We start from the raw sequence: 12777 nt of genomic DNA on the forward strand, positions 1-12777 counted from the left end.
TCCAGCAAAGGGAGGGCTCAAGAGGCCTTTTTGGCGGATTTCTTCGCGGCAGGCTTTTTCGTTGCGGGCTTGGCGGCGGGCTTGCCGGCCAGGCTGCGCTTGAGCAGTTCGGTGAGGTCGATGACATCCGCCGATTTGCGCTCCTCGCTGCCTTCCTGGCTTTCCACATCTTCGATCTTGCCGGCCTTGGCCTTCTTCGCCACCAGCGCCATGATTTTGTCCTGGAAACTGTCGCGGTATTCGTCGGGCTGCCAGTCGGCGCTCATGTCCTCCACCAGGCGTTTGGCCATGTCCAGCTCGCCTTTGGCCAGGCTCGGCTTGGTGACGTCGCTGCCCAGTTCCAGTTCGTCCAGGCTGCGCACCTCGGCAGGCCACCGCAGCATCACCAGCACCAGCGCCGATTCCAGCGGCATTAACGCCGCCAGATGCTGCTTGGTGTGCAGCACCACATTGGCCAGGGCGACCTTGCCGGTTTTTTTCAGGGTTTCGCGCAGCAGTGCGTAGACCTTGCCGCCGCGTTTGTCCGGGGCCAGGAAGTAGGGCGTGTCGATGTTTTGCAGCGGGATCTGGTCGCTGGCGACAAAGGCGATGATTTCGATGGTCTGGGTCGACTTGGGGTGCGCCGAGCGAATTTCGTCCTCGCTGAGCACCACGTAGCGGCCTTTCTCGAACGCCACGCCCTTGACGATGTTCTCTTTGGTGACTTCCTTGCCGGTGGTCTTGTTGATGCGTTTGTAGCCCACCGGGTCCATGCTGCGTTTGTCCAGCCAGTCAAAATCAACGCCTTGGGAAGACGTGGCTGAGACCAGTGATACCGGGATGTGGACCAAGCCGAAGCTGATCGCGCCTTTCCAGATTGCCCTTGGCATGCCTGCAATTCCTTGAGAAGAGACTGTGTTCTGGTGACTCACAGGCGCCGGGAAAAGTTTCGGCGAGCAGATGCGCGGACAGATTGTGTTACACCTGATGAGAAACTATTTAGTGTCGAAAGCCGAACCCAAGGCGTAGCGTGTTATCGAAAGCACGTACCACTGCCCCAGAGAGGCTTTGTCATGAACAGCTGTGTGCGTCACCTTGCAGTACTGGCGTTGGGCCTGGCGCTGACGCCATTGGCCCAGGCGCAAAACCTGCCTGGCAGCTACGACTCCAACAACAGCCCTATTCATCGGGCCAACCCCAACAGCATGCAGGGCACCCAGCCCAATGCGCCGGCGACACGCGGGATTCAGACCGGGCCGACCAGCCCCGCACCCACCGTGGAAAACGGCGGCATTGGCAATCGCTATCCCAAGCGTGAGGCCGCCCCGAGCCGTCCCACAACCGACACCAAAGCCCCCACCTATGACGCCAACGGCAATCGCCGGTAAGGACTCCGTCTTATGTTGCTACGCAAAACCCTTCTAGCCGCTATTTGCGCAACCACGCTGCTGCCACTGGCTGCGGTTTACGCCGCCGATGCCCAGCAATTCCCGAGCGAACAAGGCAGCATCACCGCGACCCCAATCGTCAAAGGCCTCGACCATCCCTGGGCAGTGGCGTTTCTGCCGGATAAGCAAGGCTTTCTGGTGACCGAGCGCCCAGGTCATCTGCGTTTTGTCAGCCCCGACGGCAAGCTTTCTGCACCGTTGACCGGCGTGCCCCAAGTGTGGGCCAAAGGGCAGGGCGGTTTGCTGGATGTGGTGCTGTCGCCGGACTTCAAGCAGGACCGCATGGTCTACCTGTCGTACGCCGAAGGCGGCGGCGAGGGTGGCAAGGCCGGCACCGCCGTCGGACGCGGGCGCTTGGCTGATGACCTGAGCGGCCTGAAGGATTTCAACGTGATCCTGCGCCAGGAGCCCAAGCTGTCCACCGGCAATCACTTTGGCTCGCGGTTGGCCTTCGACCGCGATGGCTACCTGTTCGTGACCCTGGGTGAAAACAATGATCGCCCGACCGCCCAGGACCTGGACAAACTGCAAGGCAAGGTGGTGCGGATCTTCCCGGACGGCCGCGTGCCGGAGGACAACCCCTTCGTAGGCCAGCAGGGCGTACGCCCCGAAATCTGGTCCTACGGCCAGCGCAACCCGCAAGGGCTGGCGTTGAACCCCTGGAGTGGCACGATCTGGGAAAACGAACACGGGCCACGCGGTGGTGATGAAATCAACATCATCGAGCGCGGCAAAAATTACGGTTGGCCATTGGCGACCCACGGCATCAATTATTCGCTGACACCGATTCCCGAGGCCAAGGGCAAGACGGTGGAAGGCACCGTGGCGCCTCATCACGTCTGGGAGAAATCACCGGGGATCAGTGGCATGGCGTTTTATGACGCCGACCGCTTCAAGGCGTGGCAGCACAACCTGTTCATTGGCGCATTGGCCAGCCAGGAGTTGATTCGCCTGCAATTCGACGGCGACAAAGTGATCCATGAAGAGCGTTTGCTTGCAGGTTTGAAAGCGCGCATCCGCGATGTGCGGCAGGGGCCGGATGGGTTTCTGTATGTGCTGACTGATGAGGATAACGGTGTGCTGTATCGGGTCGGCCTGAACCAGGACTGAATGCGGGAGCGGGGTTGCCCGCTCCCACATTTTGCATGGCAACCGGCTTAAAGCCCGAGGTCGGACAGCCCCGGATGATCATCCGGGCGCCGGCCCAGCGGCCAGTGAAACTTGCGTTCGCTGGCCTTGATCGGCAGGTCATTGATGCAGGCAAAGCGGTTGGCCATTAGACCGTTCTCGTCGAACTCCCAGTTCTCATTGCCGTAGGAGCGGAACCAGTTGCCGGAATCGTCGTGCCATTCGTAGGCATAGCGCACGGCGATACGGTTACCGGTGAAGGCCCACAATTCCTTGATCAACCGATAGTCCAGCTCCTTGGCCCACTTGCGGGTCAGAAAACCCTTGGCCTCTTCGCGGTTGTGCGCAAATTCAGCGCGATTGCGCCATTGCGTGTCCAGTGTGTAGGCCAACGACACGCGGTGCGGGTCGCGGGAATTCCAACCGTCTTCGGCCAGGCGAACCTTTTCGATGGCCGACTCGCGGGTAAACGGTGGCAGTGGCGGGCGAACTTCTGCGTCGGATGACGGTGCCTTGGATGACATGGGGCAGCTCCTGAAAACAATGAGGTCTATCGAAAGTTGCGCAGTTGATGCGTTCAAAGTTGCAATAACGTTCGCGCCATGCATTGCGCATTATCAGCAGCTGTTGAATCACCCATCACCAGGGCAACGGTAATGGCGCCGTCGATCAAGATCAGCAGTTGCGCGGCCTGCTGTTCAGGGTCGGCGGTGCCATGTGCTTTGCACAGTTCCAATGCGTAATCGAAGAGTTTGCGTTTATGCGCCTTGGCCAGCAGGCGCACCGGGTCGTGCGGGTCGCCGGTTTCACCACTGGTGTTGATGAAGGCGCACCCGCGAAAGTCTGCCGAGCCAAACCACGCCTTGAGCGCGTCGAACAGCGCCAGCAGGCGTTCTCCACTGCCTTTACTGCGTTCGACTTCGCTGCGCAGCCACTGCATCCAGCGCTCATCGCGGCGGTGCAGGGCGGCAATCACCAACTCATCTTTATTGGCGAAGTATCGGTAAATACTTTTGCGCGAGACGCCCGCGGTTTTCACCAGCAAGTCCATGCCGGTGGCGGCGATGCCATGGCGATAGATCAACTTCTCGGTAACATCGAGGATAATATCGCGGGTGTCATTGCTGATTGATTCATTCATGCCGTGCACAGTAGAACGATCGTTCTCCATGGTCAATTAACTTTTTTCCATCTCGGGCGACGAGACCTGAGCTGCCCCATGGTGTAAGCTCGGGGCCTCTTCGGATTCGACCCATTGCGAGCCTTATGCCGTCGTTCTTCAAACGCTCCCTGTTGCCAAAACTGCGTGGTTTCCCACTGTCTCCCGAGTCGATCGACGTGCTGTCCGGCGCCGATGCGTTTCGCCGTTGCCTGCTGGAGAAAATCCCCCAGGCCACGCGGCGCATTTACATCGTCGCGCTCTACTTGCAGCAGGATGAAGCCGGCCAGGAGATCTACGATGCCTTGCACGCCGCCAAGGCTGCACGGCCAGCGCTGGACATTGTGGTGGTGGTTGACTCGCTGCGCGCCCAGCGCGGCCTGATTGGCGCAGGCAAGCAACCCGGCAACAGTGCCTGGTACCAGGCCATGACCCAACGCCACGCCAGTGAAGTGCCGGTGTACGGCGTGCCGGTGCAGACCCGTGAACTGTTCGGCGTGTTGCACCTCAAGGGCTTTGTGATCGACGACAGCGTGCTGTACAGCGGCGCGAGCTTGAATAACGTGTACCTGCACAAGTTCGACAAGTATCGTTTTGACCGCTACCACCTGATCCACAGCCAGGCGCTGGCCGACTCGATGCAGCATTTGCTGGAGCACGGCTTGATTGCCTCCAAGGCCGTGCATCGCCTGGACCTGCCGAACCCGCCCACCACCCGCAGCCTGCGCAACGATATCGGCGACTTGCGCAGCCGCCTCAAGCATGCGGCTTACGACACCACTTCCGGGCTGTTGCCCAACGGCCACATGCTGGTAAGCCCGCTGCTGGGCGTCGGCAAGAACAACCCTTTGAACCGCGTGATCCTCGAGTTGATCGCCAGTGCCCAGCATCACCTGACTATCTGCACGCCGTATTTCAACCTGCCACTGCCGGTGACCCGGGAAATCAATCGCGCCCTGGCGCGCGGGGTCAAGATCGACATCATTGTTGGCGACAAAACCGCCAACGACTTTTACATCCCGCCCAGCGAGCCGTTCAAGGTGATCGCGGCGTTGCCCTACTTGTATGAAATCAGCCTGCGCCGCTTCGCCAAACGCCATCAGCCGATGATCGACAGCGGCCAGTTGAACCTGCACCTGTGGCGCGACGGCGACAACACCTATCACCTCAAGGGCATGTGGGTTGACCAGCGCTACACCTTGCTCACCGGCAACAATCTGAACCCACGGGCGTTCCGACTCGACCTGGAAAATGCCTTGCTCATCGATGACCCGCGCGGCCAGTGGCTGGAGCCGCGGCGTACCGAACTGGCGCAGATTTTCCAGCACACCACGCGCATCGAAGGGTATCAACAGTTGCAGACCCTGGTGGACTATCCGCCGGCTGTTGGCAAGTTCCTGCGACGGGTCAGCCGCGTGCGTATCGAGCGGTTGCTTTATCGCATCTTGTGAACCCTCATGGCGTAGAGCAGCAGCCGGGCCTGATTCCGGCCCGGCCGCACCCACCCCTCAGGCCAGTCCCGCAACGCTGAACATGCGTCACTGCCAGGCACGCCACGCCGACTGGACGGGCAACTGACGCGAGCCAGGTTTGAACAGGCCGCACTGCGCTACAAACGCGAAAGCTCATCGACCAGTGCTGGCCACTCGGCCGAAGCTGAGCGCGCAGGCCGAGGCTTTCCGCAGCACATCGACGCCCGCAGAGCGGATGGAAAACTGCAACAAACCCTCATTCACTGGTTGATGACAGGCGACATCAACGACCAGCCCATTCCTCGTAACGCCTCGATCCGGCCATTCATAGACGCGCTCAGCAATGCTGCATGCCCAGTGCGGTGATGAATCCGGCGGACGGCTATGCGCAGCTGGTAAATGCCGCCATCAAGGGCCTATTCAAATTGTCGCATCTGGCCCCCAGTGCTTCGATGCTGGGCAAGACAGCGCCACACTTGTTAACCGTAGAGGAGAAGTTGAGGGCTTACTGGTTGGCGGGAGGGTGGGATCCTGCACCCGCGCCTGCGCCGACGGGCGTGGCTGGAACCAGCCAGGGAATCGCCGTCATCGGGTCGAGGGGCAATGGCTTCTGGTATGCGATCAATCCAAAAACGGGGAGGGCGGATGCCACGCCATTGCCTGACTTCAAATCGACAGCCCCAATGGCCGTCTAGTCAGTCAAACCCGACACCAGGCTGAAGCAGTCCCAGGCCCTGCACTTGCATGAGTGCAGGGCCTGGGGCTTTTTATCAGTTCAGGCCGAGCTTGCCGCGCAGGGTCGACAGGTCTTCAGCCAAGGTGTTGACCGGGCCTACCAGCGCCTTGCGGTCGTTTTCCTTCACTTTGTCGTACGTCTCGAAGCCGCCATCCTTGGTTTTGTACTTGGCCAGGATCTTGTCCACGGCAGCGAAGTTCTTGTCGACTTTGGTCAGGAAGACCTTGTCTTGCTTCTCGATCTGGCCGCGGAACAGGTCGACGATTTTCTTCGCGCCGTCGATGTTGCCCTGGAAGTCATACAGGTCGGTGTGGCTGTAACGATCTTCCTCACCGGAAATCTTGGTGGCAGCCACTTCTTCCAGCAGGGCAGCGGCACCGCCGACCACCTTTTCAGGTGGGAAGGTCAGGCCGTCAACCCGGGTTTTCAGGTCGTTGACGTCAGTGTTGAGTTTGGCGGTCAGCGCTTCGAGGCCTTTGGTGGTCTTCTCGGAGAACAGCACGTACTCGATGCGGTGGAAGCCGGTGAAGTCTTCGGCGGTCACGCCTTTTTCGTGGTCGTCAACGCGCGAGTCGATGGACGCGTCGAGGTCGCTGAACAGCTCGGCGATCGGCTCGATGGACTCATAGTGAACACGGGTCGGGGCGTAGAGCTTCTGGGCGGTGGCCAGGTCGCCCTTGTTGATGGCGTCGGTGAACGCCTTGGTCTGGGTGACCAGCTCACCGATTTCTTCGGTGACGTAGATCTTGTAGTCCGACACCGGGCCTACCAGGTCCAGTGGTGCGGTAGCGGCGAATGCTGCCAGCGGCGAGAGGGTCATTAACAACGACAACGCGATAGTCGACTTCTTCATGGGACGTTTTTCCGCTCTGGTTTGTTTTAGGTGTTGGCAGTGGTTTGAGGGTGCGTTGCAGCGAGTAGCGTGCGCCCGATGAAATCCTTGGGCCCTGTGACCCCCGGCAAGGTGAAGAAGTACCCGCCGCCGACCGGCTTGAGGTATTCCTCCAGAGGCTCGCCGTTGAGCCGGGTTTGCACGCTGATGAAGCCTTTCTCCAGGTCAGCCTGGTAGCAGATGAACAACAGCCCCATGTCCAACTGACCGTTTTTGTTGACGCCGTTGGAGTAGTTGAACGGCCGACGCAGGATCAGGTTGGCCTGAGTCTGCGGGGTGCGCGGGTTGGCCAGGCGGATGTGGGCATCGAGCTTGGTCAGCTTGCCTTCCGGGTCCTTGCTGTAGTCGGGAACCTGGCTTTCCTTGTCGCCATCCATGGGCGCGCCGGTGGGTTTGATGCGCCCGATAATGCTCTCCTGCTCTTGCAGCGGGGTACGGTCCCAGCGCTCGACAAAATTGCGGATGATGCGCACGGCCTGGTAGCTGCCGTTGGCGGCCCAGGCGGGCTCGTCGCTGCCGGGCTGCACCCAGACAATCTGGTCCATGGCCTTGTCGTCGTTGGAGTTCGGGTTGGCCGAACCGTCACGGAAGCCGAGAAAATTACGCGCGCTCTGCGCAGGCTCGCCGGGTTTGGCCGGCGCTTGCGGCGGCACGCTGCCTTCCTGTTTCCAGCGCACCAGCAGCAGGTCCGGCAGGTTTTTGACGATGTCGCGCAGGGCGTGGATATTGGTGTCCGGGGTGTTTGAGCTGAATTGCAGGCTCAGGTCACCGTGGCACTGCGCCGGCTCCAATGCGTCGTTGGGGAAACCGACCATGCGGCTCAGGCGCTTGGGTTTGACGGCGGTGAGGCCGAAGCGCTCATCGAACAGCGACTCGCCGACGGATACGGTGATGGTCAGGTTATCCGGCGTGACCACCGGGCCCAGAATGCCGGAATCGGTAGGCGGCAATTTCGGGTCGACTTGCGGCACGGTGCCGCCGGTCATCAGGAAGCTGATGCGCTCGTTCAATGTGCGAAACAGACGCTCCAGGTCTTCGCGGTCACTGGCCAGTACGTCAAACGCCACCAGCATGCCGCAGGCCGGGCGTGGGGTGACGATGCCGCTCTGGTGCTTGCCGAAAAAATCGTGGTGGTCCTGCGTCTTGTCACTGCGCGGTGCAGTGGTGACTTGCTCGGCCGCAGCCGCCGCCATGGCCGGGCAGCTCAAGCTGCTGCCGGCAATCGCGGCGCCGGTGGCCGCCATGCCCAGCAGGACACGGCGACGTTGCGGGCAAAACTGTTCTGAATCACTCATCTGTTAGTTCGTCTTCACTGCAGGCCGGAAAGGCCAAGGGCGGGGTCGATTCCATCGAGTACAGCGGCCAGAGCCTTGGCCTTGTCGGCGATCTGCTTGCGCTGATCGGCGGTGACGCTGTCGTAGCGGCGGTACTGGCCGTCGACTTTCAAACCATTGAGCTCGGTATCGAAGGCGGCGAGGGCACTGTCGATTTTCGGCAGCAGGTCCGCTGCGGATTTGGTCAACAACGGGCGCATCAGCTCCACCACCTTGTGGGCCGCTTCCAGGTTGGCGGCAAACCCGTTCACGTCGATATGGCTGTAGCGTTCCTCTTCACCGCTGGCGGCGCGTACATCCGCCAGGCTGTTGAGGTTGCGCACCACAATGCTCACCAGTTGTTCCGGTGGCAGCGATTGGGCCAGCAGTTGTTGCTTGAGCGTGGTGACGTCGGTGACCAGGCGTTGCGCAATCGGGGCCAGGCCCTCCAGGCTGTGCTGCTGGAACAGGCTGTATTCGAGGCGATGGAAGCCGCTGAACGCCGGGTCTTGCTCGCGCTTTTCAAAGTAGTCGGCGCGTGCGTTGATGGCGTTATCCAACTCGGCCAGGCGTTGCGAAGCCGGCGCCAGGCGCTGGTAGGCCTCACGGGCCGGCACATAGAGGGCCTGCGCCTGAGCCAGGTCGCCGGCTTCAATGGCCTGTTGCAGCGCTGTAACGGCCTTGACCAGCGCACTGCCCTGGCCGCTCAGGTACACGCGGAACTCCGACAGCGGGCCGATAAACGCCACCATCGACGGCTTGGCCTTGGCCTGGGCGTCGGACTCAGCCGTCGGCGTCACGTGCAACGTGCCGCGCGGGTTGCTCAACAGCCCGCAGGTGATTGCATAGTCGCCGGGCAGCAGGTTGGCGTTGATCACTTGGCTGAGGCCAGGGGCGATATTTTCGCGCTCCTCGATCACCAGCACGCCGTCGAGGATTTCCCACTCCACCGCACGATCGGAGCGGTTGATGATGCGAAAGCTCGCGTGCCCGGCGGGCACGGTCAACGCGTTGGGTTCGCAAGCGTGGCCATGGATGGTCACCGCGATTTCATTGTGGTTAGTCTGACGTTTGGCGGCGGCCAATTGCGAGGCGTAATAGAACAGCGCACCGGCGCCGATCATCACGACCACCGAGCCGGCCACCGCCCAGCGCAGGGCGCGGGAAGGCAGAGCCGGTTGAGGGGTTGGGTTGGACAAGAGACGGTCCTTACTGGCTGGAAACGGAAGAGGTGTTAGCGACAGGCCTGGGTGGGGCGGACGGCAGGAAGAACATCACCAGCGCCACCACCAGGTAAATCAGATACGCGCCCAGGGTGCTGATGGTCGGTGCGTCCTGATAGCCGAACATCCCGGCCAGCACCGAGCCCAATGGGCCATCCATCGGCAGTGTCGCGCTGAAATCGAACAAGACGGTTTGCCAGTGGTTCCACACCCCGGCCTCGTGCAGGGCTTGTACCGAGTTGGCGAGAATGCCGGCGGCGACCACCAGGATGAACAAGCCGGTCCAGCGGAAGAACGCACCCAGGTTCAAGCGCATGCTGCCGGTGTAGATCAGGAAACCGACGATGATCGCCAGGATCAGGCCGAGCAGGGCGCCAATCGGCGCGCCCGGGCCTTCGCTCTGCTGGAACACCGCGAGCAGGAAGAACACCGTCTCCAGGCCTTCACGGGCCACGGCGAAAAACACCATGGCGATCAGCGCGATCACCTGATGCTTGGAGCCGGCCAGGGCGTGGTCGAGGGATTCGTGCAGGGAATGCTTGATGGAGCGCGCTACTTTGCGCATCCAGAACACCATGGAGCTGAGAATGCCGACGGCCACCAGGCCGACCACACCTTCGAACAATTCCTGTTGTTTTTGCGGGAATTCGGCGCTGACCAGCTCCAGGCCGCCGCCGACCAGCAGCGCCAGGGCAGCGGCGAGAAACACGCCGATCCACACCGCGGGCATCCACTGGCCGCGGCCGGTCTGTTGCAGGTAACTGGCGATGATGCCAACGATCAATGCTGCTTCAATGCCTTCGCGCAGCATGATTAGAAAGGGAACGAGCATTCGGCACCGCATCATGACTGGATAGGATGCTAATTTGTAACATAATGATACTCATTACTAAACAGGGAATATTGCGCTTTGCTGAACTGCGGCTGAACGGTGGTGGCGAATCGCAACCGCCCTTATGATGCACCCCATCTTTTGCAGCATTGAATAGCCCGATTCCCATGGCGGAAAAAGACACCATCTCTATCCATCTTGTGCGCGAAGCCTTGCTGCAAAGCTGCGCGCCCGGCGCGGCCACGGTGGAGGCGTTGAGCAAGGTTGGGATAGACCCGGCGTTGCTCGACCAGCCCGACGCCCGCGTGCCCGCCACGGCCTATGCACGCCTGTGGCGCTTGCTGGCGCGGCGCACAGATGATGAATTTTTTGGAATGGACCCGCGCAAGCTCAAGTCCGGCAGCCTGGCGTTCCTGTGCCGCGCCGCCATGGCGCAACCCAATCTGGGCGCGGCCCTGCAAACCGGGCTGGGGTTTCTGTCGCTGATGCTTGAGCAGATGCCCGCGCAATTGGCGCACCAACAAAGCCTGGCGGAAATCGTGCTGGCCGAAACTGCGCCAAAACGCGCGTTTACCTACTTCACCTATTGGATGATTGTGCACGGCGTCGCCTGTTGGCTGGCCGGCCGGCGCATCCCGATCCTTGCGATTGAGCTGCGCTGCCCACAACCGGACTTTTACGACGATTACCGGGTGATGTTTTCTGAGAACCTGCGTTTTGATCGGCCGCGTACGCGCATGATCTTTTCTGCAGACTGCCTGGACGTGCCGATCAAGCGCAGCCCGGAAGAACTCAAGCGCTTTCTTGCCCATGCGCCGGCCAACATATTGGTCAAGTACCGCGACCCGGATAGCCTGGCCACGCGCATCAAGCACGATCTACGCCAGATGTCGCCCGATCTGTGGCCGGAAACCGACGGCCTAGCGGCCAGTCTGTGTATTTCCGCTTCGACCCTGCGCCGCCGTCTGGCAGATGAGGGCCAGACTTATCAAGGGCTCAAGGACAGCGTGCGCAAGGAACTGGCGATCGTCTGGCTGGCCGAAGCGAATATCAGCTTTGCCGAGATTGCTGCGCGGCTGGGGTTTGCCGATGCCAGTTCGTTCTACAAGGCATTTCGCAAGTGGTCGGGATCCAATCCCGGGCATTACCGTAGTTTGATCCTGAATGAGGCGAGTTGAAGGTGCGAGGAAAATGAGACACTACAGGTGTGTTCTTCCGCGGAAGTTAGCTCGTTTGCGAAGGCATCGCCCGGATGCATTATCACGCAGAGGGGGGCAAATGATTAAAATTCTTCATCTGTGCTGTCATTGCAACGAAGAAAGCAATCCTCGTCCTCGAGTGAGTCGGTATAAAAATATCGTAAATCAGTATAATTATAATTACTATCAATGACTTTGCTTAACGCTTTTAATCCCAGGTTGGGGTCGTTGGACTTAAGTGTTATATTGCCCCCTGCATACTCTTTTTCAAGTTCGCTAAATAACGTTTTCTCAAATATACCCCAAGCCTCGAAAGAAATTAAATTTGAAGACTCCATCATGAAGGCTTTGAGGTCCGGCCAGCTTAGAAAACCTTCTGGTTGCGCGGAACAAAATGTACTAAGAAACTGGATTGCATCCTCAGATTGAGCGCCGATTGATGCGCCGTGCCCATCGGGAGAGTATTCGATGACGACGTTTTTTATAATTCTATCTAAAATTGAGTTGTTTGGAATGTCAATAGCATGAGCAAGGCGTTCGAGCATTTTAAAGGGGGCGATATTGACGATCGTGATAAAGTATGGTGCTAGCGTATCTTTGCGTTCATTTTTCCATAAAAAAGCAAACCCGTTATTGCCCTGTTCTCGCCCTTTGGCAGCGACATACTTAGCTGCTGTTTTCATTTGCTCAATGTAGATGTCAATACGGTTTCTCGCGCCGCCGGAGTAAAGGTTCATATCATATAGTGATACATGGAATCCTCCTAAATGCTCCTCGCTTAAAGAGACAGCGAGACTTCCCTCTATCATTTCATTAGGCGGGACTAACTCCAGCATGATTTCTTTGTTTTGTTCGATCGGTCTTAGGCATAAAACACACTTGTTCCCCCACACTATTTCATTAAATATATAATGTTTGAGTAAAGCTGGCCAATGCGTGGATACGACAATGCTGAGTACGTCAGAGCCAGCAATAAGAGGGAGGTATTGTTTGATTTCAGCAGTATAGGCGCCTAGCTCGGTGCCTGCTTGTCGCGAGGGGCCAGCCAAGTTTTTCAGTTCAATAATTACTATGGCTTCACTCTCTGTGGAGTAAAGAATTAAATCTGGCTTTAGTATGTCTGAGGGATCAAGGGATATATTTTCGTTGGCGGAAATTACTATATTTTGGTTGAGCGCTTTTAAGCAGAACTCATAGCTCTTCGTTATATACTCCTCTTCCGTTGTTGTGGGCGGTGGAACATCACTTGAAATGAGTAGCTCTGAAAAGCCATCAACGCACTTTAGCTGTTTCTCCATCCAGCTCTGCATTGCTGCTTCATTTTTAAAAAGCGCCATAAACCATCCATTGTTAAATATTTCAACGAACCTGTGATTTCAACAGAATTTTGGATTGT

General features: G+C 58.9%; 12 protein-coding genes. 4 read left to right on the forward strand and 8 right to left on the reverse strand.

The annotated features are described in order from the left end of the window. Positions 1-17: 17 nt before the first annotated feature. Positions 18-869, reverse strand: a complete 852-nt coding sequence (locus tag AB5I78_RS13700) for a Ku protein (protein ID WP_262206642.1) — start codon at positions 867-869, stop codon at positions 18-20. Between the two features lie 183 nt (positions 870-1052). Between AB5I78_RS13700 and AB5I78_RS13705 the strand changes: the two genes are divergently transcribed. After that, positions 1053-1367 (forward strand): hypothetical protein, encoded by a 315-nt coding sequence (locus AB5I78_RS13705; RefSeq protein ID WP_369302256.1) that lies wholly within the window; start codon positions 1053-1055, stop codon positions 1365-1367. 12 nt (positions 1368-1379) lie between these two features. Continuing rightward, a complete protein-coding gene (locus AB5I78_RS13710) occupies positions 1380-2537 on the forward strand; it encodes a PQQ-dependent sugar dehydrogenase (protein WP_369302255.1) in 1158 nt (385 codons plus the stop codon). Positions 2538-2584: 47 nt separating this feature from the next. On the opposite strand, the gene AB5I78_RS13715 is transcribed toward AB5I78_RS13710, so the two are convergent. Beyond that, positions 2585-3079 (reverse strand): DUF1348 family protein, encoded by a 495-nt coding sequence (locus AB5I78_RS13715; protein ID WP_369302254.1) that lies wholly within the window; start codon positions 3077-3079, stop codon positions 2585-2587. A 53-nt stretch (positions 3080-3132) separates the two neighbouring features. Then, a complete protein-coding gene (locus tag AB5I78_RS13720) occupies positions 3133-3696 on the reverse strand; it encodes a TetR/AcrR family transcriptional regulator (protein WP_369302253.1) in 564 nt (187 codons plus the stop codon). A gap of 125 nt (positions 3697-3821) precedes the next feature. On the opposite strand from AB5I78_RS13720, the gene pssA reads away from it, so the two are divergent. Next, positions 3822-5165 carry a CDP-diacylglycerol--serine O-phosphatidyltransferase gene (gene pssA, locus AB5I78_RS13725; RefSeq protein ID WP_369302252.1) on the forward strand — a complete coding sequence of 448 codons (1344 nt, stop codon included), beginning with the start codon at positions 3822-3824 and terminating at the stop codon, positions 5163-5165. Between the two features lie 791 nt (positions 5166-5956). Here the strand turns inward: pssA and efeO (AB5I78_RS13730) are convergent. Genes efeO (AB5I78_RS13730) through efeU form a run of 4 tightly spaced genes read right to left on the reverse strand, consistent with a single transcriptional unit; the run spans position 5957 to position 10182 of the window. Beyond that, positions 5957-6775 carry an iron uptake system protein EfeO gene (gene efeO, locus AB5I78_RS13730; RefSeq protein ID WP_145160465.1) on the reverse strand — a complete coding sequence of 273 codons (819 nt, stop codon included), beginning with the start codon at positions 6773-6775 and terminating at the stop codon, positions 5957-5959. Between the two features lie 26 nt (positions 6776-6801). Further along, a complete protein-coding gene (efeB, locus tag AB5I78_RS13735) occupies positions 6802-8109 on the reverse strand; it encodes an iron uptake transporter deferrochelatase/peroxidase subunit (protein ID WP_145160467.1) in 1308 nt (435 codons plus the stop codon). A gap of 14 nt (positions 8110-8123) precedes the next feature. Beyond that, the gene (efeO, locus tag AB5I78_RS13740; protein ID WP_145160469.1) at positions 8124-9326 is read right to left on the reverse strand and encodes an iron uptake system protein EfeO; all 1203 of its coding nucleotides are present in this window, start codon (positions 9324-9326) and stop codon (positions 8124-8126) included. Between the two features lie 10 nt (positions 9327-9336). Then, complete coding sequence (gene efeU / locus AB5I78_RS13745) at positions 9337-10182, reverse strand: iron uptake transporter permease EfeU (protein ID WP_145160471.1); 846 nt, start codon at positions 10180-10182, stop codon at positions 9337-9339. A 167-nt stretch (positions 10183-10349) separates the two neighbouring features. On the opposite strand from efeU, the gene AB5I78_RS13750 reads away from it, so the two are divergent. After that, on the forward strand, positions 10350-11360 hold the full coding sequence (locus AB5I78_RS13750; RefSeq protein ID WP_369302251.1) for an AraC family transcriptional regulator: 1011 nt from the start codon (positions 10350-10352) through the stop codon (positions 11358-11360). A gap of 104 nt (positions 11361-11464) precedes the next feature. On the opposite strand, the gene AB5I78_RS13755 is transcribed toward AB5I78_RS13750, so the two are convergent. Further along, the gene (locus AB5I78_RS13755; RefSeq protein WP_369302250.1) at positions 11465-12718 is read right to left on the reverse strand and encodes a hypothetical protein; all 1254 of its coding nucleotides are present in this window, start codon (positions 12716-12718) and stop codon (positions 11465-11467) included. Positions 12719-12777: the final 59 nt, after the last annotated feature.

Origin of the sequence: Pseudomonas sp. N2-3-1-14, from assembly GCF_041228395.1 — a bacterium.
Lineage (GTDB): Bacteria > Pseudomonadota > Gammaproteobacteria > Pseudomonadales > Pseudomonadaceae > Aquipseudomonas.